This is a genomic window from Extibacter muris (genome assembly GCF_004345005.1).
In the GTDB taxonomy this organism is placed as follows: Bacteria; Bacillota; Clostridia; order Lachnospirales; family Lachnospiraceae; genus Extibacter; species Extibacter muris.
In genome coordinates this window covers 329,507-354,422 of sequence record NZ_SMMX01000001.1, presented here as the reverse complement: position 1 = coordinate 354,422, position 24,916 = coordinate 329,507, and the positions used below count along the sequence as shown (strand labels likewise).

Annotated in this window: 23 protein-coding genes; 7 read left to right on the top strand and 16 right to left on the bottom strand. The window is 51.7% G+C overall.

Going from position 1 to position 24,916, the window contains the following annotated elements; all coding sequences use genetic code 11:
* Positions 1-7: 7 nt before the first annotated feature.
* Positions 8-937: an ABC transporter ATP-binding protein gene (locus E1963_RS01740; protein WP_132274431.1), complete on the bottom strand. Its 930-nt coding sequence runs from the start codon at positions 935-937 to the stop codon at positions 8-10.
* A 115-nt stretch (positions 938-1,052) separates the two neighbouring features.
* Between E1963_RS01740 and E1963_RS01735 the strand changes: the two genes are divergently transcribed.
* Genes E1963_RS01735 through E1963_RS01725 form a run of 3 tightly spaced genes read left to right on the top strand, consistent with a single transcriptional unit; the run spans position 1,053 to position 4,888 of the window.
* Positions 1,053-2,114, top strand: a complete 1,062-nt coding sequence (locus E1963_RS01735) for a sensor histidine kinase (protein WP_132274428.1) — start codon at positions 1,053-1,055, stop codon at positions 2,112-2,114.
* A gap of 6 nt (positions 2,115-2,120) precedes the next feature.
* On the top strand, positions 2,121-2,741 hold the full coding sequence (locus tag E1963_RS01730; protein ID WP_132274425.1) for a response regulator: 621 nt from the start codon (positions 2,121-2,123) through the stop codon (positions 2,739-2,741).
* A gap of 32 nt (positions 2,742-2,773) precedes the next feature.
* Complete coding sequence (locus E1963_RS01725) at positions 2,774-4,888, top strand: glycogen debranching protein (RefSeq protein WP_132274422.1); 2,115 nt, start codon at positions 2,774-2,776, stop codon at positions 4,886-4,888.
* A gap of 222 nt (positions 4,889-5,110) precedes the next feature.
* On the opposite strand, the gene E1963_RS01720 is transcribed toward E1963_RS01725, so the two are convergent.
* The 11 genes from E1963_RS01720 to E1963_RS01670 form a co-directional block, all read right to left on the bottom strand.
* Entirely contained in the window at positions 5,111-5,347 is a 237-nt protein-coding gene (locus E1963_RS01720) for a hypothetical protein (RefSeq protein WP_243117522.1), read from the bottom strand.
* Between the two features lie 228 nt (positions 5,348-5,575).
* Positions 5,576-5,779 carry a hypothetical protein gene (locus E1963_RS01715; RefSeq protein ID WP_132274419.1) on the bottom strand — a complete coding sequence of 68 codons (204 nt, stop codon included), beginning with the start codon at positions 5,777-5,779 and terminating at the stop codon, positions 5,576-5,578.
* Between the two features lie 229 nt (positions 5,780-6,008).
* Positions 6,009-7,196, bottom strand: a complete 1,188-nt coding sequence (dnaJ, locus tag E1963_RS01710) for a molecular chaperone DnaJ (RefSeq protein ID WP_132274542.1) — start codon at positions 7,194-7,196, stop codon at positions 6,009-6,011.
* Positions 7,197-7,317: 121 nt separating this feature from the next.
* Complete coding sequence (gene dnaK / locus E1963_RS01705) at positions 7,318-9,198, bottom strand: molecular chaperone DnaK (RefSeq protein WP_132274416.1); 1,881 nt, start codon at positions 9,196-9,198, stop codon at positions 7,318-7,320.
* A 37-nt stretch (positions 9,199-9,235) separates the two neighbouring features.
* A complete protein-coding gene (gene grpE, locus E1963_RS01700) occupies positions 9,236-9,964 on the bottom strand; it encodes a nucleotide exchange factor GrpE (protein ID WP_414655364.1) in 729 nt (242 codons plus the stop codon).
* A gap of 5 nt (positions 9,965-9,969) precedes the next feature.
* Complete coding sequence (gene hrcA / locus E1963_RS01695) at positions 9,970-11,013, bottom strand: heat-inducible transcriptional repressor HrcA (RefSeq protein ID WP_132274413.1); 1,044 nt, start codon at positions 11,011-11,013, stop codon at positions 9,970-9,972.
* A gap of 186 nt (positions 11,014-11,199) precedes the next feature.
* A complete protein-coding gene (locus E1963_RS01690) occupies positions 11,200-12,246 on the bottom strand; it encodes an ABC transporter permease (protein ID WP_132274410.1) in 1,047 nt (348 codons plus the stop codon).
* Positions 12,230-13,783 (bottom strand): HlyD family secretion protein, encoded by a 1,554-nt coding sequence (locus tag E1963_RS01685; protein WP_132274407.1) that lies wholly within the window; start codon positions 13,781-13,783, stop codon positions 12,230-12,232. Before E1963_RS01685 ends, E1963_RS01690 begins: the two co-directional genes overlap by 17 nt.
* Before the next feature lie 19 nt (positions 13,784-13,802).
* Positions 13,803-14,648, bottom strand: a complete 846-nt coding sequence (locus tag E1963_RS01680; RefSeq protein ID WP_132274404.1) for a carbohydrate ABC transporter permease — start codon at positions 14,646-14,648, stop codon at positions 13,803-13,805.
* Entirely contained in the window at positions 14,632-15,492 is an 861-nt protein-coding gene (locus tag E1963_RS01675; RefSeq protein WP_132274401.1) for a carbohydrate ABC transporter permease, read from the bottom strand. Before E1963_RS01675 ends, E1963_RS01680 begins: the two co-directional genes overlap by 17 nt.
* A complete protein-coding gene (locus E1963_RS01670; RefSeq protein WP_167482084.1) occupies positions 15,458-17,659 on the bottom strand; it encodes an extracellular solute-binding protein in 2,202 nt (733 codons plus the stop codon). Before E1963_RS01670 ends, E1963_RS01675 begins: the two co-directional genes overlap by 35 nt.
* Positions 17,660-17,850: 191 nt before the next feature.
* On the opposite strand from E1963_RS01670, the gene E1963_RS01665 reads away from it, so the two are divergent.
* On the top strand, positions 17,851-18,534 hold the full coding sequence (locus E1963_RS01665) for a response regulator transcription factor (protein WP_132274536.1): 684 nt from the start codon (positions 17,851-17,853) through the stop codon (positions 18,532-18,534).
* Positions 18,524-19,825, top strand: coding sequence for a sensor histidine kinase (locus E1963_RS01660; protein ID WP_132274395.1), 1,302 nt, complete (start codon positions 18,524-18,526; stop codon positions 19,823-19,825). The genes E1963_RS01665 and E1963_RS01660 overlap by 11 nt, the downstream gene beginning before the upstream one ends.
* Before the next feature lie 67 nt (positions 19,826-19,892).
* Here the strand turns inward: E1963_RS01660 and E1963_RS01655 are convergent, their stop codons facing one another.
* Positions 19,893-20,186 carry a hypothetical protein gene (locus E1963_RS01655; protein ID WP_132274392.1) on the bottom strand — a complete coding sequence of 98 codons (294 nt, stop codon included), beginning with the start codon at positions 20,184-20,186 and terminating at the stop codon, positions 19,893-19,895.
* A gap of 177 nt (positions 20,187-20,363) precedes the next feature.
* Here E1963_RS01655 and E1963_RS01650 point away from each other — a divergent pair, with 177 nt between their 5' ends.
* The gene (locus E1963_RS01650; protein WP_132274389.1) at positions 20,364-21,092 is read left to right on the top strand and encodes an ABC transporter ATP-binding protein; all 729 of its coding nucleotides are present in this window, start codon (positions 20,364-20,366) and stop codon (positions 21,090-21,092) included.
* Between the two features lies 1 nt (position 21,093).
* Positions 21,094-21,939, top strand: coding sequence for an ABC transporter permease (locus tag E1963_RS01645; RefSeq protein WP_132274386.1), 846 nt, complete (start codon positions 21,094-21,096; stop codon positions 21,937-21,939).
* A gap of 57 nt (positions 21,940-21,996) precedes the next feature.
* On the opposite strand, the gene E1963_RS01640 is transcribed toward E1963_RS01645, so the two are convergent.
* Genes E1963_RS01640 through E1963_RS01630 form a run of 3 tightly spaced genes read right to left on the bottom strand, consistent with a single transcriptional unit; the run spans position 21,997 to position 24,831 of the window.
* Positions 21,997-23,316, bottom strand: coding sequence for a replication-associated recombination protein A (locus E1963_RS01640; protein ID WP_132274383.1), 1,320 nt, complete (start codon positions 23,314-23,316; stop codon positions 21,997-21,999).
* A 2-nt stretch (positions 23,317-23,318) separates the two neighbouring features.
* Positions 23,319-24,056, bottom strand: coding sequence for a tRNA threonylcarbamoyladenosine dehydratase (locus E1963_RS01635; RefSeq protein WP_132274380.1), 738 nt, complete (start codon positions 24,054-24,056; stop codon positions 23,319-23,321).
* 19 nt (positions 24,057-24,075) lie between these two features.
* Positions 24,076-24,831 (bottom strand): polysaccharide deacetylase family protein, encoded by a 756-nt coding sequence (locus E1963_RS01630; protein WP_330570639.1) that lies wholly within the window; start codon positions 24,829-24,831, stop codon positions 24,076-24,078.
* Positions 24,832-24,916 lie beyond the last annotated feature (85 nt).

The window sequence follows — 24,916 nt, the reverse complement described above, 5'->3', positions numbered from 1 at the left end:
TCTCCTCCTAATCCCTCAGCTCAGTTCCGGTAATCTCCAGGAATACGTCATTAAGCGTAGGCAGCTCTGAAAATACCCTGCCAAATGAAATATCCTGTTCTTCCATGTAATGCAGCACTCTCACGAGATTATGCTTGGCTCCGCTCAGCCTGATTTTCAGCATCTGTTCCTCATAGGAAATGTCGAACACATGAGGAAGCTCCCTTATCTGCAACAAATGCTTTTCATCCAGAGCAACCGCCTGTATCGTAATCGTCTCGCCTAACTTGATCATGCTCTTGAGCTCTTCCTTCGTTCCGGTGGCCAATACCCTTCCATGGTCGATGATAGCTATCCTGGAACATATCTGCTCTACCTCTTCCATATAATGTGACGTGTAGATAATCGTAGATCCCTGCCGGTTCAGCTCCATGATACCTTCCAGAATCTTATTCCGGCTCTGCGGATCCACCGCAACCGTAGGTTCGTCCATGATGATGAGCTTCGGCTTATGGACGATGCCGCAGGCGATATTCAGCCGCCTAAGTAGACCGCCCGACAGCTTTTTCGGACGCATCTTCGTATAGTCCTCCAGCCCCACGAACCGTATCGCTTCATCGACCAGCTCTCTGCGCCTGCCCTTATCCCGTATATAAAGGCCGCAGAAATAATCAATATTCTCACGGACGCTCATCTGCTCAAATACAGCCACGTTCTGCATGACCACTCCAATCTCTTTCTTGATGTCATATCTGTCGGGCCTCATTTCTTTTCCCATGACCGTTATCGTCCCTTTATCATATTTCAGAAGCGCCAGCAGGCAATTGATAGCCGTCGTCTTTCCGGAGCCGTTCGGTCCGAGCAGGCCGAATATCTCCCCTTCGTGTATCTCAAGGTTCAGATGGTCCAGCGCCAGCAGGCTGCCGTACCGTTTTACCAGATTTTGTATCGTAATCATGTTTTCAAAACCTCCTTCTCCATTTCTACTTGTAGTATAGCCCCCGCCGCTTTATAATGTAAGTGTCACGTGTCAGCACTTGAAATGACATTTGTCACAATATAAGGAGAACTATATGAAACGTATACTTGACCAGCTCGTCCTTCTCATATTCAGCTTTACGACGGTATTACTGACACAGATGGATACCGCTTTCGTCATATCTTTTCTCATAGCCGTGATATACATCTCGGCTAATTATTTTATTGGCTCCCGGAGCTTCCACCTGATAACATCCGCCGTTTTTATCGTACTGGCCGTCTTTTTCCCTGTGCTGCTTGCTTTCCTTCCTTCGGTCCTTTACAATTGTCTCTGGTATAAGAATCATATCGGCATGGCGGCTCTCTGCATCGTGGCCATCTGCCGCATCCTGCCGGATTCCCCCCCCCTCTTCCTTCTCCTCGTGCTCGGCAGCGGCATCTCGCTGCTACTCTGTTTCCAGACCGACCGGCATGAGCAGCTTGAACTACGGTTTAAGAAGACAAGGGACGACAGCACGGAGCTGAACCTGCTGTTGAAAGAGAAGAATCACGCACTGCTTGAGAAGCAGGATTATGAAGTATATACTGCCACCTTGAAAGAGCGCAACCGCATTGCCAGGGAGATACATGACAATGTAGGACATATGCTCACCCGCTCTATCCTGATGACAGGCGCCATCCGTATGGTGAACAAGAATCCCGCCCTGGAATCCTCGCTGCTGCAGCTGGAAGAGACGCTGAATACCGCTATGACCAATGTCCGTGAAAGCGTTCATGATCTGCATGACGAATCCATAAATTTAAAAGAAGCGCTTACAGGTCTCACAGATGCATTTACATTCTGCCCGATTCATATGGACTATGACATGGGGTATGACGTGCCGAGGGACATCAAATACAGCTTCATCACCATCATCAAGGAAGCGCTGAACAATATCATCCGCCACAGCAATGCCAGCGATGTACACCTCGTCGTACGGGAACATCCGGGACTATACCAGCTCATCATCGAGGATAACGGCACGGCCAAAACCGGCGGAAACGGTCTTGGGCTTACCAACATGAAAGACCGTGTAGAGGCTTTGAGCGGCACCATGCAGCTACAGACTAAGAATGGATACCGCATCTTTATCACGATACCTAAGAAGGAGGAATAAACGGCTATGAATATACTTGTTGTAGATGATGACATGCTCGTCTCCAATGCTCTGAAAACAATACTGGAATCTGATGATGCCCTCCACGTGACGGGCTCAGGCGAGGACGGAGAGGACGCGGTACGGCTGTACAGTGAACTGAAACCTGACGTGCTGCTGATGGATATCCGGATGAAAAATCTGAACGGCCTCGAAGCGTCCCGCCGCATACTGGCTGCATACCCGGAGGCCCGGATTCTTCTTCTGACCACGTTCTCGGACGATGAATATATCGTGAAAGCACTAAAATATGGTGTGAAGGGTTATCTGCTCAAGCAGGACTACAACAGCATCATCCCTGCCGTCAAAGCCGTATATATGGGCCAGACCGTATTCGGGACGGAAATCATATCCAAGATTCCGGATCTGCTGCAGCCAAAAAACGGGTTCGACTATGCATCTTATGATATCGGAGAAAAGGAATACATGCTCATCACCCTCGTCGCGGACGGCTACAGCAACAGGGAAATCGCCGAGAAGATGTATCTGAGCGAGGGAACGGTACGTAATTACCTGAGCAACATCCTGGAAAAGCTGGAACTCAGGGACCGGACACAGCTGGCCGTCTTTTACTACCAGCATCTGTAGCCAGGCATCATACACTTCAAGGAGGTACCGACATGACAGGTTTAGACAATGATACGCTCGAACTGGATTCGCCTCTCGCTCCACTCTGCCACCATCTGCAGCCACTCGATACGATAAATGGATTCAAGGTGCGTCCCGGCTTCTATGACTACAACGGGGCCTGGGCGCTGCCGAACGGGATCAGCTTCACCGTGCACTCCCAGGGAGCCGTATCCTGCGAGATACTGTTATACCACCGTATGGAGACGGAGCCCTATGCCGTCATCCCCGTACCGGACTGTTACCGTATCGGCCATGTATTTTCCATCTTCATCTTTGGCCTGGATGTGGAGGAATTTGAATATGCTTTCCGTCTCGACGGACCATATGATCCGGAAAAAGGGCTTCTTTTTCGCAAGGACAATATCCTTATCGACCCTTACGCCAAAGCGATCACCGGGCAGAGCACATGGGGCAGGAGTGCCAATTCCAAAGGTTATCGGGCCCGGGTCGTACGGAATAATTTCTATTGGGGCGCCGAATCGCCGTCGAGGATGCCGTTCGACGAGCTCATCATCTATGAAATGCACGTCCGCGGCTTTACGAAGATGGCAAGAGACGTAACCGCGCCGGGCACATTCAAGGGCATCCTGGAAAAGATCCCGTACCTGAAGGATCTGGGCGTGAATGCCATAGAGCTGATGCCTATCTTTGAATTTGATGAACTGATGGACCGGCGCACGGTAGATGGACGCAAGCTCCTCAACTACTGGGGCTACAGTACGGTCAGCTTCTTTGCGCCGAACACAAGCTACTCCTCCGCCGTAGAATATAACCGGGAAGGGCTGGAACTGAAACAGCTCGTCAAAGCACTGCACGACAACGGTATGGAGGTCATCCTGGACGTCGTCTTCAACCATACCGCCGAGGGTGACGAAAAGGGCCCTGTCTTCTCCTTCAAAGGGTTTGACAACAATATCTACTACATGCTCACACCGGAAGGTTATTATTACAACTTCAGCGGATGCGGCAATACGATGAACTGCAACCATCCCATCGTCCAGCGGATGATCGTCGACTGCCTCCGCTATTGGGTAGAAACCTACCGCATCGACGGCTTCCGCTTTGACCTCGCGTCCATCCTCGGACGGAACGAGGACGGCTCCCCGATGGAACATCCGCCGCTCGTGAAAGCGCTTGCCTTTGACCCGATCCTCGGCAATACAAAACTTATCGCCGAAGCCTGGGACGCGGGCGGACTGTACCAGGTCGGTGATTTCTCCGACCTGAGGCGGTGGTCTGAATGGAATGGCCGCTACCGGGACGATATCCGGGAGTTTCTGAAAGGCGGCCTCTGGTGTGCAGGAGCCGCGGCACAGCGCATCATCGGATCGCCGGACCTATATGACCCGCAGACGCGAGGCAAGAACGCATCCGTCAACTTTATCACCTGCCATGACGGATTCACGCTCTATGACTTATATGCTTACAATACAAAGCACAACGAGGCAAACGGCTGGAACAATACGGACGGCAGCAATGACAACCGCAGCTGGAACTGCGGCGTGGAAGGGGATACTGCCGACCCGGCCATAATTACGCTTCGTAAGCGGATGATTCGGAATGCATGTCTCGTGCTCATGTGCAGCCGTGGCATACCGATGTTCCTTGCAGGAGATGAATTCTGCAACACCCAGTATGGCAACAACAACCCGTACTGCCAGGACAACGAGATCTCATGGCTCGACTGGGATATGCTGGAGAAAAATCAGGATGTCTACCTCTTCTTCCGCTTTATGATCCATTTCCGCCGCCGGCATGCCTCCATCCGAGGTACATGCCGCCCGAACCGCTACGGCCTGCCGGAAGTAAGCCTCCACAGCGAGACACCGTGGGATTCCTCTTACAACGCGGATACGAAAGTCATCGGTATCATGTACGCCGGCTATGACGACATCAACAGGACAGATGACATCATCTACATTGCCGTCAATGCGTTCTGGGAATCTGTAACCATCACCCTTCCCGCTCTGCCTGACCATCTCTGCTGGCACGTGGCCGCCAATACCGGAGATGCAGGTCGAACCATGTACCACCCGCCCGCCGCCCTTGAAAGCGATGCATTTCTCGCCGGAGCACGCTCCAGCGCGGTCTTCGTGGCACTGTAGAAGCACCCGGATGGCATGCATAGGAAGCCTGCTTTCTTCTGAAACAGAGGAAAGCAGGCTTATATTATCTGACATTATCAAAAAGGATAAATGGTTCCAGGTATCCTATTATTTAATCATTGTCTCTGACAGATAATCGTTGTTTCTACAGTAACATTTACATCATTACCTGCAATGTTTAAAACATCCGTTGTTATAGATGTGCCGGATTGTTCGCGATATTCACCGGACCTGCCGGCCCATCGGCCCGGTATCGCCTCTGTAACCCTTCCCCCCTTTTGGACCGGCTGCCGCTACCTGAGTGTCCGTCTCTCCTATGAACCAGTTGCCGTTGGCTCCGATGTGAGGCGTGATGCCATCCTCTCCTCTTGCCCTGACGCCTGTGTCGTAGCCGTTGATGTACCAGTTCCCGTTCTCACCGATGTAGATTTCCGGTATGAAGCTCGTCGTTTCATTCATATAGTTGTCCTCCTTATTCTTGATACTAGAATATTACCGCCTATTGCCGGGATATGGAGGGACAGTTATGTATTTTACATTTTTTAGCTGTATTATTTTTTGCAGAGATATGTTGCAGATAAAGTCATCCAGCCACTTAATTCCCTTTGGGCCTGCACGTGCCCATCCGTATTAATAGAAATAAAACTATCTCCTCCTAGTAAACTGCTAAAATATGTGTTTGCCGGTTCATATCCTGCTGGTAATTTGAATACAGTCAGATAGTGTTTTTTCTTCTAATGATTTGATACTATTGATGACTTCTTCGACCGTCTGTCCGGTACCGGTAAAGATCAAGTCTGCACTGTTCAGCCCTTGAGGGCCGGTTACCGGCACGTTAGTATCCGCATTCCCGACAAACCAGTTGCCATTTTCACCCACGTATACTTCCAATAAAAATCTGTTGTCACTTATTTATTATTCCTCCTTGTCATATGATATCGGTATCTTACCAGATACCGAAGGGACATGCATTGAATTATTTCGATAAAGCATTACAGAGGCGGCTTTTTCGGCTATGGCCTGTTCCTTTTGCGACCGCCTCTTCAGCGATATCCGCAGGCACAAGCAGGCCAGCCGCAAAAAAAACCCGGAAAACCAACGTTTTCCGGGATTCAGCCTTCTAATCGTCAAAAGCTTCTTTCATCTTGCCCATAAAGCCTTTCTTTTTTCCTTTTGGTCCTTTCGTGCCTTCGTCATTGTTCTGATTCAGCGTATTTCCGGCGAGGGCGTCGAACTTGCGCAGCGCCTCTTTCGCCTCGGAGCTTAAGTGTTCCGGCGTCTGGATAATCAGAGTGACATAGTGGTCGCCCCGCACCTGGGAGTTGCGGATAGAAGGCACACCTTTTCCTTTCAGGCGTACTTTCGTATCAGTCTTCGTCCCTGGCTTGACCGTGTAGAGCACATCGCCGTCCACCGTCTTGATCTTCACATCTGCGCCGAGGGCTGCCTGGGCAAATGAAATCGGAACGGTTGAGAATATATGCATATCCTGGCGCTGGAATATCGGATGCCTGGAGACGGCCACTTCCACGAGAAGGTCTCCCCTCGGCCCGCCGTTCGTCCCCGGCTCGCCCTTTTCGCGGATCCGCACGCTCTGGCCGTTGTCGATGCCTGCCGGAATCGACAACGCTATCTTCTTCTTAGAAGCTACGAACCCTGTACCTGAACAGTCCGGACATTTCTCCCTTATGATCTTGCCGGTTCCGTGGCAGTCCGGGCAAGTCTGCACGTTCTGCACTGTCCCGAAGAACGACTGCTGCGTATAGACCACCTGGCCTTTGCCGCCGCACTTGGAGCATGTTTCCGGTGAAGTCCCCTGCTTGGCGCCTGTGCCGCTACATTTCGGACACGGGTCTTTAAGCACCACTTCTATCTCTTTCTCACAGCCGAACACGGCCTCTTCAAATGTAATCCTGACGCTCTTGCGGATATTCATGCCTTTCATCGGACCCTGGCTGCCCCGGCCGCGCCTGCCGCTGCCGCCGAACAGGTCGCCGAAGATGTCGCCGAAGATATCGCTGAAATCCGCTCCGCCAAAGTCAAAGCCGCCGAACCCTCCGGCCCCGCCTGCTCCGCCTTCAAAAGCCGCATGTCCGAACTGGTCGTACTGGCGGCGCTTTTCCGGGTCGCTTAAGACAGCGTAGGCTTCGGAAGCTTCCTTGAACTTCTTCTCCGCCTCCGCGTCTCCGGGGTTCATATCAGGGTGATATTTCTTGGCAACCTGCCTGTATGCCTTCTTTAAAGTCGCATCGTCAGCATCCTTGCTGACACCGAGCACTTCATAGTAATCTCTCTTTGATTCCGCCATCATTCATCCCTTTCTTTCATGGAAGTCGACAAAGACAAGTTCCGGGAGACCAGGCTTCTACCGCCAGGTTCCCCGGAACAGCCTTCTTGCACTGGGCTATAACCGTATTGCCATAGTGCTCCTAGACTTCTTTGTAATCTCCGTCTACCACATCATCTCCTGCGAAGCCGTCCGGTGCCGGACCTGCTCCTGCTCCCATGTCAGGACCCGGACCCTGCTGTCCTGCTCCTGCCTGTGCACCGGCCTGTTCGTAGACTTTTGTGAACAATTTCTGGGCACTTTCCATCAGCTTCTCCTTACCCGCTTTGATTTCTGCAATCTGAGCGTCTGTAAGGGTCTCTGTATTTGCTTTTTCAAGGACTTCTTTCAATGCCTTGCAGTCTGCCTCCACCGCTTCTTTGTCCGCAGCGTCAATCTTATCTCCTACTTCGCCCATAGCCTTTTCAGTCTGGAATACGAGCGCGTCTGCGTCATTCTTGGCATCGATGCCTTCCTTACGTTTCTTGTCCTGTGCTTCAAATTCAGCTGCTTCTTTTACCGCCTTGTCGATATCGCTGTCGGACATGTTGGAACCGGCCGTAATGGTGATATGCTGCTCTTTTCCTGTACCGAGGTCCTTTGCGGATACATTCACGATACCGTTCGCATCGATGTCAAATGTAACCTCGATCTGTGGGATTCCACGTGGAGCCGGCGGGATTCCGTCCAGTCTGAACTGGCCGAGCGACTTGTTATCTTTGGCAAACTGTCTCTCACCCTGTACGACGTTGATATCAACAGCCGTCTGGTTGTCTGCTGCCGTAGAGAAGATCTGGCTCTTCTTTGTCGGGATTGTCGTATTTCTCTCAATCAGCCTCGTTGCCACTCCGCCCATCGTCTCGATCGACAGTGACAGCGGTGTAACATCGAGAAGAAGTACGTCGCCTGCACCTGCGTCGCCTGCCAGCTTGCCGCCCTGTACGGAAGCGCCGAGTGCCACGCATTCATCCGGGTTCAGTGATTTGCTTGGCTCCTTGCCTGTCAGCCGCTTCACTTCTTCCTGGACAGCCGGGATACGGGTAGAACCACCTACAAGCAGTACCTGGCCAAGTTCAGAAGAGTTCAGTCCTGCATCGGAGAGTGCTCTTTTTACCGGCTCAGCCGTCTTCTCTACAAGGTCATGTGTCAGTTCATCGAACTTGGCTCTTGTCAGGTTCATGTCAAAATGCTTCGGTCCTTCAGATGTGGCCGTGATGAACGGAAGGTTGATGTTCGTCGTTGTAGCGGATGACAGCTCTTTCTTCGCCTTCTCTGCCGCCTCTTTCAATCTCTGGAGCGCCATCTTGTCTGTAGACAGGTCGACGCCTTCATTCTTCTTGAACTCTGCCAGCATGTAATCCGTAATCTTCTGGTCAAAGTCGTCGCCGCCAAGCCGGTTGTTGCCTGCCGTAGATAACACTTCGATGACACCGTCGCCAATCTCGATGATAGATACGTCGAACGTACCGCCTCCAAGGTCATATACCATGATTTTCTGCTCTTTTTCATTGTCGAGGCCGTAGGCAAGCGCTGCTGCCGTAGGCTCGTTGATGATACGCTTAACGTCAAGTCCCGCAATCTTTCCTGCATCTTTTGTAGCCTGGCGCTGGGCATCGTTGAAGTATGCCGGCACCGTGATAACTGCTTCTGTCACTTTCTCGCCCAGATATCCTTCCGCATCTGATTTCAGCTTCTGAAGAATCATCGCGGATATCTCCTGCGGTGAGAATTTCTTGTCATCGATTGTCACTTTGTAGTCAGATCCCATCTCTCTTTTGATGGATGAAATCGTCTTCTCGGCATTTGTTACCGCCTGACGCTTTGCAGGCTCTCCTACGAGACGTTCCCCTGTCTTTGTAAATGCCACGACAGACGGAGTCGTTCTTGCTCCTTCTGTATTTGCGATAACGGTCGGCTGACCGCCTTCCATAACAGCTACACAGCTGTTTGTCGTTCCTAAGTCGATACCAATTATCTTGCCCATGATTTTTTCCTCCTGATTTTTATTTTCAATTAAAATGTTAGTTAGCTACTTTAACCATGCTGTGCCTCACTACGGAGTCACGGTACATATAACCTTTCTGGAATTCCTCTGCGATAATGTTCTCGCCGAGCGCTTCGTCGTCCACATGCATCACTGCGTTGTGGAAATCCGGGTTGAACTCCTGGCCAACGGCCTCGATCGGCTTCACCCCTATCTCTTCCAGAGTTGTCATAAGCTGTTTGTAGATCTTATCCATCCCCTGTACGAACGGATTTTCCTTCTCTTCCTCTGATGCCGCATCAAGTCCGCGCTCGAAGTTGTCGACAACCGGAAGAATCTTTTCTATGATATCTTTCGCTCCTATCTCGTACATCTGGGACTTCTCCTTATCCGTACGCTTGCGGAAGTTATCAAACTCTGCCATCTGACGGGTGAGTCTGTCCGTCAGCTCTTCAATCTTTTCATCTTTTTTATCTTTCTTCGGCTTCTTGCCGAATTTCTTAACCTTCTTGCCTGCCTTATCGTCCTCGGCGGAATCCTCATCCATGGAGCTGTCTGCACTGCCGTCTGTACCGTCCGTATCCGCAGAATCCGTATCTGCTGCATCCGGCCCGCCGTATCCGTCTTCTGATGCCTCAGCCTTATCCTGATCCCCGGCCAGTTCATCCGCCGCTTCGGACGCCGCTTTCCTGGCTTCTTCTACCGCCTCTTTTACCATCTCTTCTTTACTTTTGTTTTCCTGATTATTTTCCAAGGGTTCTTCCACCTTTCCTAGTCATTATTATGAAACATCTGGTCCAGCTCATTCTGCAGCTTCTTCATAGATTTTAGCACATGTTCATAATCCATCCGCTTCGGTCCGATAATACCTATCGTTCCCTTCATCCCTTCACCTAATTCATAGGTAGCGGTCACTACGCTGCAGTCCTTCATCGTCTGTACCGGCGTCTCATCTCCTATATATACCTGTATGCCCGTGTTATCCTCCTTGGACAGCGTCTGGGTTACCAGCTCTGTCAGCTGCTGCTTTTCTTCAAAAGCACTGATGATCTCCTGTGCGCTCTGCTTGTCGCTGAGCTCCGGATACTTGAATATATTTGTGGCACCGCTTGTATATATCTGCATCTCGTCATCCACCTGTATCACGTCAGCTACCGCATCCAGCACGTGTCCGATGACCTCGCTGTGTATGCCGGCCTGCTCTTTCAGCCTTGCTATCAGGCCGAGGTTGATATCTTCTATGGACATGCCGTTCAGCGTCGTATTCAGCAGCATGTTCAGCTTCAGCAGATTTTCATTGCTGACGGGCTCCTCCATGTCGATGATCTTGTTCTTGATGACATTTCCTCCGAGAACGATGACTGCGATTATCTGTTCCTCATCCACCTGCGAGAGCTGAAGGAACTTGATCTTATTGCCGCTGTTGAGCGGCGTGGATACCATGGTCGCATAGTTCGTACTGCTTGCCAGCACTTTTGCCGCCTGCTTCAGAAGCTGATCCATCTTGTCTGCCTTGTCAAGCATCTGCTCCTGCATCTCATTCAGCTCCTGCTCCTTTTCCTCCATCAGCATATCTACATACAGCCTGTATCCCCTGTCTGAAGGAATCCGCCCTGCCGATGTATGGGGCTGCAAGATGTATCCCATCTCTTCCAGATCAGACATCTCGTTCCTGATCGTGGCAGAGCTTAGATTCAGGTCTGTATACTTGGAAATGGTTCTGGAGCCGACCGGCTCTCCGGTCTCCAAATAGTTCTGGATGATCGCGTGGAGTATCTTCATCTTACGTTGATCCAGCCCGTGTTCTGATACCATCTATTTGCCTCCTTTACCGGATTTCCAACCTGTTAGCACTCTTTTAAACCGAGTGCTAATATCTTCGATTATTAATGTATCACTATAGATTTTATTTGTCAACACTGTTTATACTTTTTTTAGATTGAAACGCAAAAATTCAGCACGGCATATATATGCCATACTGAATCTAAGAATACATGAAAATCAGCGGCGGTCCCGTCTGCCGCTTACGATTGCCCACGCCGTGAACAAAAGGCTTCCCCATGCCAGGTATGCGCTGTACCGGCTGTGCTGCAGAAGCTGCGCGTCGCCCGGCAGCGGCTTCATCTGTGCCAGATTCTTGTGCATGCCTGCCAGTTCCGAAGCTTTCTGGCTGTAGAAGCTGAAGTCGGACCACTTCGGCGGGATATAGTCCAGGCCGAAGCGGAAGCTGTATCTTACTCCTGCCAGGATGAGTACAACGAGGCCTATGCCCCACACTGCCGCCAGTAACACTCTCACATACTTCTTCTCTACATCATGGATGCGTCTTTTTACGGCGGCATAGAGCCAGAGCGCGACAAGCCAGAGCGGCAGCGTCAGAAACAAGAAGTTAAAGGCCGAATAGTCCCCGCCCGGCAGAATGACGGCCGGGACGCCAAATTCCTGCTGCCTCAGCCATTCCATTACCGCGGAAGCAGACGTCCTGTCCGGATATTCCATCTCCATATAAGGGAACCCGCCTGCCTCCCGGTTCTGTATCCAGAGCAGATTTCTGCCGTCTTCTATGATTCCCCTGATGATATATTCCCTGCCGTCCACATGCAGCTTTTTCCCCAGGACACGGCTGCTGCCGAACAGCATTTTCGCGCCCGCGTCACTGACCGCACATCCTTCGGTGTCGCTTTTTGGAGGATACATGCCCTCCAGCCTATGCCCCGGCAATATCTGCTCCAGATTTCCATACCCTTCTATTAAGGAAAAACTTTCTTCCCTGACATTTCCTTCCGCAGCCACCGCTATCCCTTCCTTCATGTTCCACAGCGTCACGTACGGTATGTCTCCGTCCTGCTTTTTGCCGCCCTGCGCCGCCTTGCCGTGCCGTTCATAGTAATCATCCACCTGGGCTGCACGCACGGTGCCCCCTTCAAATCTGGCCCGTACCACATGCTCTGTCTTGGCTATATAAGCATACTGTACGGCAGAAAGCACGAGGAGTACGCCGCCTGCCAGGAACAGGGCCATCTGCCGCAGCCTAATCTTCTTCCTCAATTTGAAATCTGTCTCCTTCATTAATTTCTTTGCTGCTTTCTATTATCACATCTGTCTTATTATCCAAATTGCCTTCTACAGCTACCTTGTTTACATCTTTTGCCTTTTTCACCAGATTAAGCCTCTCTGCCACGTATTCCTCCCCGAGGATGGTATCCTTCTTACGGGAAATGAGGCAGTATGTTCCGCTCTGGTCTTCACGTATCGCCTCCACAGGCAGGATCCAGTCATACCGTATATCCGACTCTTTGTCGATAGTATAGCTGCCTTCCGTTCCGGCTGCATAATCATCCCCGTCAAGCTTTGCGGTAAGATACATGATGCTTTCCTTGCCGGCCTGCCCTTTGGCAGCTTCTCCGCCGCCGGCGGTTCCGTCCGCACTGCCGCTGTCCTGGCCGCCGCTGCTTTGTTCCGCCCAGATATCTGTAATCTCTAATATCTGTCTGTCTTTTCTACCGGAGAATTCCACTTCCATGGCATCTCCCGCCTTGAGCCTCATCGCATTATCTTTCTCAACTGCGGCACGGAATTCATAGCCTCCCGTCCCTATTCTGATATACTCCTGTCCCGAGGTCACCATGCCTTCTGCCAGGCTGTTTTCTGTAACAGTGCCTTTCACAGGCGACTTGACCACTCCGTCCGCGTCCATGACTTCCTGCAGCCTGTCGACCTTCTTCTGCTGCTGTTCTATATCTATCTTCATCCCTTCCTGCATGATGCCTGAGCCCTGGCTGGCCTTCTGCCGGTTGGCGGCTGCGTTCTTGTCTTCTGCCTGAGCGACGTCATACGCGGCCTGGGCCTGTTCCAACGCATCCTTCATCGCGTCCCGGTTCTGTATCAGGGCATCCATCTGCGCGTCCTTCTCAGCTTTAAGGTTCCTGGCCTCTTCTTCCGCACTTCTGACCGCCTCCTCATACGCGGCTTTTGCCTCGCTGCTGCTCTCGCCGCCCTCCTTCACAAATGTATCGTAGGCCGCTTTCTTCTTCTCATCCAGCTGCTTCTGCCTCTCTGCAGCCGCAGTTTCCTCTGCCTTTGCCGCCTCATCAAGCTTAGCCGACGCCTCGTCAAAGTGTTTCCGGGCCAGCTCCAAGCTCTTTCCTGCGGAATATGCCTGCGGCGTCATGGCATCCGGCACCGCGTCCAGCTGTTCCTTCTGAAGCTGCAGGCGGAGCTTATCTAGCGCAGCCTTCTCCTCATCCAGCACTTTCGTCAGCTCATCCGTATCTATCAGCGCGAGCACGCCCCCTTCTTCTACGGTCGTGCCCGGCTTTGTAATCTCTCGGACCCTCAGCTTCTCCGGCAGCGTCACAAGTTTTCCTTCCGAAGCAATGATGCTTCCAGAGCCCTTGAAGCTGTAATTCAGGCTACCGGAAGAAGCCCTCTCAAGCCGCACCCTCGGGACGATTACAGAATCCGCCGCCCTGGATACGACCGTGCTCAGTGCCATAAGTACAAAGAATGCTGCAAGAAGCTTGCCCCAGAACGTTTTTTTCTTCATCTTATCCTTGATATTGATATGTCTTATCCATTGAACCATGCTATGCCACTCCTTGCATTTATTCTTTCAGCCCTGATGCCGCAATTCCCTGTTCCAGATACTTCTGCCCCCATAAGAACAGCAATACCGCCGGCAGCATCATCACGATGGACGCCGCAAAAGAGACATTTATCTTATCCGAGGTGATATTCGGAAGATAAAGCGACAGCGGCCATAAGCTCTTTGTTTTCAAAAAGGTCATCGGCTGCTCGATGACATTCCAGTATTCCAGGAATCCAAGAACCATGGCTGATATGATTCCAGGCAGCGCCATCGGTATCCCGATGGAAAAGAAGATACGGAACTCCCCGGCACCATCAATCCTCGCGGCCTCCATCAGGGAATCCGGTATGCCCGCAAATGCTTTTGTCATGATGAATACCGGAAATGTGTTGAATATGCCGGGCAGTATAAGCGCCAGATGCGTATCCAGCAGCTGGAACCTTTTCAATACAAGATATCCCGACACCATCGTGACCTGGAAGGGCATGATCATCAATATCATATACAGGAGCATTATAAAGCTCCTGCCACGGAACCTGTATCGCCCGAGCGCCCATGCCGCCGGCATGCCAAGCAGAAGCTGGCCCGCGAGAATGGGAAATACCTGTTTGCACGAATTCCAGAACATGACGAAAAATCCAGGCGAATCCAAAAGCAGCTCTACATACGGAGACAGCGTCGGAAATCGGGGCAGCAGGGCAAAATGCACCCTGCCTTTTGTCCCGGACAGCACTGCGCCGGTGTTCTGAATCAGCTCCCAGTTCCCCATGAACGACTGGCCGGCCATATAAAAAAGCGGGAACCATATCACACTGCTGAGTACGGCCAGGCCGGCCACCGTCCAATTATGTTTTCTTTTCATTTGACATATGCACCCCTATCATAATCAATGCCACTGTCAAGGCCATCATGACAGAGGCCGCGCTCATTTTCTGTATGTCGAGCTTCACGAACCAGTTGTTGAAAAGATGCTGAAGCATATAGATGCTCTTATGGGGATAGTCCCCGGCTATCAGATATGCCTCCCGGAATACTTTGAAGGAGTTCACAAGCGACAGGACTGCAAGCATGGCTGCCGTAGGCCGGAGCATCGGCAGCGTGATATGGATAAAGCAATCTTTTCTGCCTGCCCCGTCTATCCGCGCCGCCTCATAAAGGGACTCCGGAACCGCATACAGGCCGGCGAGCCACAAGACCATATCGTAGCCGGTGTTCTTCCACAGATAGCTGAATACGAGGACATAAAATGCAGACGGGCCGTTCATCCAGTCAACCGGGCTGATATGGAACGTATCGATAAATTGATTCAGAAATCCGCTGCTGTCAAATACGAGCCTCCATAATACCACGATGGAAGCAACCGGAATCGCCATCGGGAACAGAAAGACGGTCTTAAGCAGCTCCCTCAGCTTCGTGATACCGTTTATCATGACGGCTATCGCCAGGGACAGCACCATAAGCAGGGGGATACAGACCGCGATGAAACGTACCGTATTCCAGACGGCCAGCTGGAACGAGCTTTTCCCGATTACGGTCAGGTAGTTTTCCATACCTACATAGTCTGCCCCCATGGCATCCAGAAAGGAACGCCTGAGCACATCCAGGAATGGGAAGAATATAAAAATTCCCACTCCTGTCATGCTTGGCAGAAGAAAAAGATATGGTCTGCTTTTATTCCGCCAGGTAAGTGTCTGCTTTTTCCGCAATGTCCTCTGCCGCCTCTTCTGCCGATCTGCTGCCGTCAAAATATGTCTTTGCCCCATCCAGTATCATCTCCCCTATTATGTCGTCCTTCTGTACAGGGACCGTAAGTTTCTTGCCTATCTCAGCAAGGGATTTCACTTCACTTTGATGAGGAAACGTAATGACCTCCTCTCCTACGGTTATCGACAATCCGCCACCCTCTTCATCCGGCGTCTCTTCCACACTCTGGATCCAGGCTTCCATTGCCTGCTCATTCACCGGAAAGCCATTTTCCACGTCTATGGACTGCACTTCTTCGGATAACAGCATCTTGACAAAATCTTCTGCCAAATCCGTATTCTTGGACGCTTTATTTATGCCTGCAATATCATGAGGTACAAAGATTCCATTTACATCCGATGGGGAAGCGCCTTCCTTTCGCAGATAATGATAAGGTAACATCATTCCCTGGATTCCTTTCATCTCTTTGGAAGACAACGTATCCTTTTTGTCAGGGCTTCCGAACTTGCCTACATCCCAGTCAGATTCCGTCTGTCCTTCATCCGAGCTCCATACGGAGCTGGAGGTTACGGATCCATCCCCGTTGTCTTCTGCTTTTCCCACAGTCTCCATCAGCCGTGCCAGCAGTTTCGTATCAATCTGCTTGTTTTTGTCAATGATATCCTCATAGTACATATTTAACAGAAGTTTCATCAAAGATTCTTTATCCACCTGATTCATCACGTCATCCCATGCATGGTCTTTCATGTAATCCACCAGGGCATCTGCTGATTTGAATGCCTCCGTCGTACTGCTGGCGCCAATCAGGAGCGGAATCCCGTAGCGCGTAGGAATCTGGTATATTTTCCCGTCCTTCTTATACGGTTTTATTATGTTATCTCTCATGTCAGACTCTTTCCCGGCTTCTTTCAGAACACCGCTTATGTCCGCCAGGATCCCCTTTTCGATATAAGAATCCGCAGGCAGGCCGTCCAGCATTATGACGTCGGCGCCGCTGCCGCTGAGCAGTTCCGTATTCAGCGCCCGGATGCTGTCCGCTTTCGTGCCGGTCCCTTCTCCTGCATTACCTGTCTTATATTCAATCCCCACGTCGGGGTGCTTCTGCTGGTATTTGACAATCGCCTGCCTGACAGCGGCACTTTCTTCCAGTCCGTACACTCTCAGCGTATGGGATGGCTCGGCTTTCGTCTCTTTGTCGTAGACGTACCGGTACATTTCATGCGTTGAGCGGCCGCTTGTTTCCTGTACGCTCAGCAGCACGGTATAGTCTCCCTTGCCCATCTGGGCCAGATCCATGATATTGGTCTGCGGTATGCCGAATGCGGAGGTGCTGCTGTCAACCAGGTCTTCTGCCATGCTTCCTCCCATCGTCAGATGGTGGAGCCCTTTGGAATCAGCTAAGATGCAGTCATCGCTGTCACCGAGCCTGAGGATGCCGCCCTCGGCCATATCAGCATATTTGATCTCTTCTGCCACTTCTCCGCTGCCCGTATCATAGCATACGAGGCCGCTTCCATCCGGGCCTGCCAGCAGGATCCTGTTATCTCTCACATCTATCGGCATCGCCATCAGTCCGGAGAACTGGTTCCCCTGGAAGCTTCTGATCTTGCCCCCGGTTCCCTTGTCATACATCACCACTTCCCCATTCATGGGAACAGCCAGAAAGATGTTTCCTTCCTTATCAACACGCATCCCGCTGATAAGCGGGTAGATGCCGTTGCTGTCTTTGACCGCCAGATCCGGTATCCCGATCTCCTGGCTGCTGCTGCCGTCTTTTCTTATTATATGGGTCATAGCGTTCTCATCACCGTAAAGCGCGTACAGGCTCCCGTCGTCTCCCTTCACTACTTTACTGAGCGTCCCTCCGGATTTGATGGCGCTGTTCAGCCATGAAGCATCCTCCTCTTCAAATTTGCCCCCGTCGTAGCGGTATGCCTTATATGTTCCATCTTCCATGTTCCGGCTGTAAAGGACAGCGCCGTTCCCGCTGTCTTCCGTGAGCGCAACCGCCTCCTCGTCCTCCTTTAGAGGAAGTTCGACCTGCTTTTCCACATACCTCCCCATAGCCTCTTTTTTCCCGTCTCCGTCTTTCTTTGCCGAACATCCTGCGGCCCCTGTAGTCACGAGGGATACTGCGAACAGTATCGCTATCATCCGTTTTATTTTCACTGTGTAAGCCTCCATTTCATTTTTCCATTTTGTTCTCTTCGAGCTCTGCCTTAAGTCTAACAGAAGCTTCTCTAAAAATCTTTTAAGGATTCCGGCAGATTTTAAAGATTTTTTAGAGGATTATTTGATATACTAATGGAAACCACCGAATGATTGCTGATGCTTCTAAAAAGAAGAAAGGATTCTGTATCGTGAGAATATTATTGATTGAAGATGATTTGGATCTGTGCGAAGCTGTGCGTTGCCACTTGATAAAGGATAATTATGAGGCGGATATATGCACGACTGGCACGGACGCTTTATTTTACGCCTCCCAGCAGGCATATGATGCCATCATACTGGACCGTATGCTGCCAGGCGTTGACGGCATGACCATACTGCAGTCTATCAGACGCAGCGGAATCCAGACGCCCATCATACTCGCTACTGCCATGAATGATATCTCCGACAGGATTGACGGACTGGACGCCGGAGCAGATGATTATATCGTAAAGCCTTTTGACGTGCTGGAGCTGATGGCAAGAGTGCGCGCCCTCACCCGAAGGCCGGCGGCACTGATTCCAAGCCGCAGCTTCTCCTGCGGCGACCTTAAGCTGTGTAAAGAAAAGCACAGCATCTCCTGCCGCGGCCAGATGCTGTCGCTCTCTAAGAGAGAAGCGGACTTATTTGAATACTTTATAAAGAATGCAGGACAGACGCTGCCCCGCCCACTCATACTGACCCATGTCTGGGGGCCGGACACGGAAGTCGAGGACGGGAACCTGGACAATTATATCCACTTCCTGCGAAAACGGCTAAAAGCGCTGGGCAGCCGGACCAGGATCGTAACGGTCCACGGCGTCGGATATCGTATGGAGGAAGCAGATGATTCATAAGTTAAGGAAAAAGCTCACCCTCGCCTACACTGTTACTATCGGCATCGTCCTCGCCTGCGTCCTCTCGGTCATCCTGTATACGACCGAGAAGTCCATAACCGGTCGCAATATAGAGAACTTTAAGAAGAATGTGGCAGAGCTGAGCGAACAGCTGCAGAACGGCAGCTCTATCTCCCAGGCGTGGCTGGCCGTCCAGGAAACGGAAAACGCGCTCATCATCCATATAGAAGAAAATGCCGTACCGTTCTTATTCCCTGGTTCTTACGCCGCTTTGACGGACAGGGGACGACTGATAGAGCAGGCAAAAGAAATGGCCCGGAGCCAGCAGGTGGACGTCGATATGCCGCCTGTCTCCACCTCGCTGCAAGAGACAGGCATACTATCCATTGCCGGCTCCCACAAAGACACGTACCTTGCATATGTGATGGTCGTCCCTACCCGGAATGAAGGCTTTAAAAGCCTCGTCGTACTGCATGACAACAGGCAGACAAAGGCCCAGATTACAAATGGACGTATACTGTTCCTCATTACAGGCCTCTTCGGGATAGCGGCTATCTTTCTCGTCAGCTGGCTGTTTGTCGGACATTCATTGAAGCCGCTTGCCAGGAACCGGGAACGGCAGAATGAATTTATCGCCGCCGCCTCGCACGAGCTGCGTTCCCCGCTGGCGGTCATCCAGGCTTCTTCCTCTGCGATCCTGACGGATTTCTCGAAAGCGGAAGGGTTCCTGTCTGTGATACAGAAAGAATGCCAGAGGATGGGACGTCTTGTCAACGATATGCTCGTGCTGGCCTCTGCCGACACGAAAGGCTGGCAGATTGCGCGCGAACAGATAGACATGGATACCCTGCTCCTGGATGTCTACGAACATTACGAACCGCTCTGCGCATCCAGACATGCCATACTGAAGCTTACGCTGCCGGATACTCCCCTGCCTCCTGTCCTGGGAGATAGGGAGCGCCTGGAACAGATACTCGCGATACTGATAGACAATGCGATCGCCTACGCCCTCCCGGAGGACTGCCGGTGTGCCTCTCCCTCCATCGAACTTTCTGCCTGGGAGACCAGGCACCACCTGTGCATCTCAGTAGCAGACCACGGGCCTGGCATCGCCGAAGCAGACAGGACCCGGGCATTCGACCGGTTCTTCCGAAGCGACCACTCCCGCAAGGACAAGTCCCATTTCGGGCTTGGGCTAAGCGTGGCTAAGGAACTGGCTCATCTGCACGGAGGGAGCCTGACCCTGGCAGACACGCCCGGAGGCGGCTGTACCTTTCTTCTGAAAATATAATATCCGGGGCGGAAAGCGGCTGCTTTCCACCCCGGATCCGTCCATGCTTCATCCCGTATGTACTGCCTTAACTGAGCTCGATCTTCTCTGCCTCTTCCGGCTTGAAGTCATTTTCCAGATCATAGATATTATGTCCGGTCGACTCGCTCAGCACTCTCCCTTCCAGCGAATAACATCGGATGAACCTCTTTCCGTCGACACTTGACCAGTGCTCCACGTCCCAGGTAAGGTATCCGTCCTCATCCGTCTTCCTTTCCTTCAGATATAAGTCGACCTGGCGTCCGTCCTTCATGATATTAATGAGGCCTTTCGTCCCCTCGATCTCTACTTCTTCTTTCTTCACTGAATCATAAATCTTCATCTTCTTATCCTCCTGCTTTTCATTTAGAACTCACATAGCGTCATTATACCCTTATTGTCCTGAAAACTCAATCGGGACAGACGCATTTTAAAATTAATCTTGACTTTCTTTCTGTATTATTATATTATTGTACTAAATTAATAGTACAATAGAAAATCACATGAAGGAGGCATTGATATGAGTGTGATACTGAGAACCAACCATGTTACCAAACGGTACGGCAGCCGCCCTGTAGTCAGCGACCTGTCCATGACGATACATAAAGGGGATATCTATGGCTTCATCGGAAAGAACGGAGCCGGCAAGACGACCCTTATCCGGATAATAACCGGGCTTGCGGCCCCAAGCGAGGGAAATATGCTCTTGTTCGGAAAGCCCGACCTGCTGGAAGGACGCAGGAAGATTGGAACGGTCATCGAATCGCCAGCGTTCTATCCTGGAATGACCGCCCGGGAGAATCTGACCGCGCAGTGCAGGCTGCAGGGGGAGGATTCCGCGCAGGTGGATGAGATCCTGGCCCTCGTCGGCCTGGACGGCACGGGGAAGAAAAAGGCGAAGAACTTCTCGCTCGGCATGCGCCAGCGGCTCGCCATTGCCATCGCTTTGATAAGCACCCCGGAGCTTCTCATCCTGGATGAGCCTACGAACGGCCTCGATCCGGAAGGTATCAAAGAGATACGTGAACTGATTCTTAAGCTCAATAAAGAAGAGGGCATCACCGTCCTCATATCAAGCCACATCCTCGGGGAGCTGTCCAAATTTGCCACGAGATACGGAATCATACACCAGGGCCGGCTGATTGAAGAATTTACCGAGGACGAGCTGTGGGAGCGCTGCCACGCCTCTGACACGCAAGCGGCGATGGATCTGGAAGAATATTTCTTGAACAAGATAGGGGGGATGTAAGATGATCAATCTACTTAGAAATGATATTTACAAATTAGGAAAGGCAAAGTACTTCTGGGTGTGCCTTGCCATTACTGTCGTGCTCGCCGCAGCTTCTGTCTTTCTTCTTGATTTTACGTACAAGATCGGCGGAGACCAGATGGCTGCGCAGATGGAGCAGCAGCAGAAAGCGCTGGACGAAAACGGAGTCAATATCTCTATGCAGGGGGTTCCCGGCAGCTATGAGGAACTGAGCGCCTCAGGGCAGATGCTCTCTTTCTTTGCCGGCAACACGACGCTCCTGCTTGCCGTGCTCGTCTCTCTCTTCGTCGGAAGTGAATTCAACTACGGCACGATTAAAAATATCGCTTCCCGGAATTACAGCCGCAACAGCATCTATCTGTCCAAGCTCATCGTATGCGTTATTACAGGAGTCGTGTTCACCCTCCTCTATGCCGCTGTCTCTACCGTGGCCGCGACGGCGCTCTGGGGATTTGGCGACATTTCCGCCGGATTCTGGCCGGACTTTTTCAAGGCCGCTGGAATCGAGCTGCTGCTCGGAAGCGCGTTCGTATCCGTATTCGTCATGTTCAGCATGCTCATCCGCCAGAACGGCGGTTCCCTTGCCGCAAATATCTGCTTTCTCGAATTTATCTCTCTTCTCGTCATGCTTGGAGAGATCATCATCAAGAAGCTGTCCGGCAATACCGTCACCTTATCCAACTATCTCATAGACACGAATATGGCTGCCGTGTCAGGCGGCCTTACCCGTACCATCGCCATCCGGGGCATCACGGTTGCCTTATGCTTTCTGGCCGCGGCTGCCATCATCGGAATGGTGAGCTTTAAGAAGCGCGATATCAAATAAGCCAGAAGGCACGGCCGCTCCACTTTACAGTGGGGCGGCCGTGCCTTTTCCTTCTATCTATCTGCTGTTCCTGATATATTCCATCCAGTCGCTGATCTTTTTCTCATATCCGTTCTGGCTTGCTTCATAGAACTTCGTCCCTGCGATTTCAGACGGGAGATACTGCTGTTCTACATAATGGTGCGGATAATCATGGGCATATCTGTATCCGATTCCGTGCCCGATCTTCTTGGCCCCTCCGTAATGGGAGTCCTGTAGATGAGGGGGAACCGTCGTCTTATACTGGCGCACGTTCTCCATCGCAGCAGCTATCGCGTTGACGGCCGAGTTGCTCTTCGGCGCAGTCGCCACATAGAGCACTGCCTGGGACAGGATGATCTGCGCCTCCGGCATGCCGATGCGCTCTGCCGCCTGGGCTGCGGACACGGCCACGTTCAATGCCATCGGATCCGCGTTTCCCACGTCTTCGGAGGCACATATCATTATCCTTCTGGCGATAAACTTGATGTCTTCGCCTGCATATAGCATCTTGGCCAGATAATATACCGCGGCATCCGGGTCGGAGCCGCGCATGCTCTTTATAAAAGCGGATATCGTGTCATAATGGTTATCCCCGGTCTTATCGTAGCGGACGACCCTTTTCTGGATACACTCGGACGCCACGTCCAGCGTGATGTGGATCTTCCCGTCTGTGCTCCTCTCTGTCGTCAGGATGCCGAGTTCCACCGCGTTCAGGGCATTCCTCGCATCTCCCCCCGCTATATCGGCCAGAAATTCCATGGCGTCCTCTTCGATGACCGCGCCATAGCTTCCCATCCCCTTTTCCACGTCGGTGACAGCCCTTTTAAGCAACGTCTTGATATCTTCTTTGTCAAGTGGATGCAGCTCGAAGATGCTGGAGCGCGATATGAGCGCCCCGTTTACTTCAAAATACGGATTCTCGGTCGTCGCTCCGATGAGGATGAGCGTCCCGTCCTCCACGAAGGGGAGCAGATAGTCCTGCTGCCCTTTGTTGAACCGGTGTATCTCATCGACAAAGAGGATGGCGCGCTTCTGGTACATCCCCTGCAGCTCTTTCGCCTGCTTCACGACTTCTTCCATATCCTTCTTGCCCGCCACCGTAGCGTTGATCTGCTTGAATTCCGCGCTCGTCGTATTTGCTATCACTTTGGCAAGCGTCGTCTTGCCCGTCCCCGGAGGGCCGTAGAAGATAAGGGAGCTCAGCTTGTCCGCTTTGATGGCCCTGTACAGGAGCTTGTCCTTCCCGATGATATGCTGCTGGCCCACCACCTCGTCCAGCGTCACCGGCCGGAGCCGGGATGCCAGCGGTGATTCGCTGTCCATATTCTTCTCTCTCACATAATCAAACAAATCCATAATCATTCACCCCCGGGGTCTGGCCCCTCTGCAATCATGTCTCTTACCGCTTCTCCTGCGATGAGCAGCCCCGCCACAGGCGGCACGAAGGAGATGCTGCCGGGCAGGGAACGCCTGCTGCCTTTCTCTTCTTCTGTCTCTCTGGCTGAGATGTCAACCGGCTGCTCTTTGGAATATAGCACTTTCAGATGCCGGATGCCTCTTGCCCTCAGCTCCTTCCTCATCACCTTGCAGAGCGGGCACACAGACGTCCGGCTGATGTCCGCGATCTCAAACAGTCCGGCGTGCAGCTTGTTGCCCGTCCCCATGCTGCTGATAATGGGGATGCCATATTCCACCGCTTTCTGGACGACCGCGATCTTAGCTGTGACCGTATCAATGGCGTCTATGATATAGTCGGGCCGCTCCCCGAACAGTGTTTCCACATTGTCCTGCAGGACAAAGGTCTCGTTTGTCACCACCTCTGTATCCGGGCAGATATCTTTGATCCGTTCCCGCATCACGTCTGTCTTAAGGCGTCCCACCGTACTGTGGGCCGCGACGGACTGGCGGTTGATGTTCGTCAGGGAGACAGTGTCATTATCCACGAGGACAAGCCGTCCGACGCCGCATCTGGCGAGAGCCTCCGTGCAGTGGGAACCGACCCCTCCGATGCCGAGCACCATCACCGTGCATTCCCTTAATCTTTGTAATTTTTCCGCTCCAATGAGCAGCTCTGTCCTGGAAAATTCGTTTATCATAATATATCGTCCGTCTTTCTTATTCTATAATCAGTTCATCCACTGTCACGAACTCGAACCCCTTCTTCTGCAGGATATCCACGATTCTCAGCGCAGCATCCACAGAGGATTCATAACAGTCATGCAATAGAATAATATCATTTTCTTCCGTTTCCGTCACTACCTTATTTACAATTTCATCCGTATTCTCTGTCGTCCAGTCAAGGGGATCTACGGACCACATCACGGGCATCACATCCATTTCCAGTTCCAGGTTCTTCTGCCACACTCCAAAAGGGGGGCGCATATACGCTACATGCTCACCTGTGATAGCAGATATGACCCTGTCGGTTTCCTCTATCTCTTTCCTGGCTTCTTCGTTGGACTTTTTCGTGATATCGACGTGATGGTATGTATGGTTGCCGATAAGATGCCCCTCGTCATATAATCGTTTCACCAGATCCGGGTTGTCTTCTGCATTCATTCCGATAAGGAAGAAGGTCGCTTTTACCCCCCTCTTCTTCAGCCCGTCCAGCAGCCTGCCTGTGCACTGGGCGTTCGGACCGTCGTCAAAGGTAAGCGCGATCTTCGAAGGCTCCTCGACTACCGAAGCATCCACATAATCTGCCGCTTCCTTAAGCCGCCCTAATTCTTCTGCCCCTTTTCCGTTCTTCATGTCAACTGATATGCCAAGTATGCTGAACAGGCACAGCGTATACGCCAAACCGCAAAAGAACAGTATCTTATGCCTGCCGGTCCTGCCATGCAGGACGTGACTATTATTATGATGCTCCACGTTACAGCCTCTGCTTTCTTTCTGACCTATATGTTCTCTAATGTATATGAAACACGTGAAATTAGTATGAGGCTGGTTGCATTAT

Coding starts and splice junctions, on each gene's coding strand:
- dnaK (WP_132274416.1), bottom strand. CDS start 9,198: ATGGGCAAGATAATTGGTATCGACTTAGGAACGACAAACAGCTGTGTA.
- E1963_RS01720 (WP_243117522.1), bottom strand. CDS start 5,347: ATGAATGAAACGACGAGCTTCATACCGGAAATCTACATCGGTGAGAAC.
- E1963_RS01740 (WP_132274431.1), bottom strand. CDS start 937: ATGATTACGATACAAAATCTGGTAAAACGGTACGGCAGCCTGCTGGCG.
- E1963_RS01645 (WP_132274386.1), top strand. CDS start 21,094: ATGATCAATCTACTTAGAAATGATATTTACAAATTAGGAAAGGCAAAG.
- E1963_RS01635 (WP_132274380.1), bottom strand. CDS start 24,056: ATGATAAACGAATTTTCCAGGACAGAGCTGCTCATTGGAGCGGAAAAA.
- E1963_RS01640 (WP_132274383.1), bottom strand. CDS start 23,316: ATGGATTTGTTTGATTATGTGAGAGAGAAGAATATGGACAGCGAATCA.
- E1963_RS01655 (WP_132274392.1), bottom strand. CDS start 20,186: ATGAAGATTTATGATTCAGTGAAGAAAGAAGAAGTAGAGATCGAGGGG.
- E1963_RS01660 (WP_132274395.1), top strand. CDS start 18,524: ATGATTCATAAGTTAAGGAAAAAGCTCACCCTCGCCTACACTGTTACT.
- hrcA (WP_132274413.1), bottom strand. CDS start 11,013: ATGGTATCAGAACACGGGCTGGATCAACGTAAGATGAAGATACTCCAC.
- dnaJ (WP_132274542.1), bottom strand. CDS start 7,196: ATGGCGGAATCAAAGAGAGATTACTATGAAGTGCTCGGTGTCAGCAAG.
- E1963_RS01685 (WP_132274407.1), bottom strand. CDS start 13,783: ATGGTTCAATGGATAAGACATATCAATATCAAGGATAAGATGAAGAAA.
- E1963_RS01650 (WP_132274389.1), top strand. CDS start 20,364: ATGAGTGTGATACTGAGAACCAACCATGTTACCAAACGGTACGGCAGC.
- E1963_RS01680 (WP_132274404.1), bottom strand. CDS start 14,648: ATGAAAAGAAAACATAATTGGACGGTGGCCGGCCTGGCCGTACTCAGC.
- E1963_RS01725 (WP_132274422.1), top strand. CDS start 2,774: ATGACAGGTTTAGACAATGATACGCTCGAACTGGATTCGCCTCTCGCT.
- E1963_RS01735 (WP_132274428.1), top strand. CDS start 1,053: ATGAAACGTATACTTGACCAGCTCGTCCTTCTCATATTCAGCTTTACG.
- E1963_RS01730 (WP_132274425.1), top strand. CDS start 2,121: ATGAATATACTTGTTGTAGATGATGACATGCTCGTCTCCAATGCTCTG.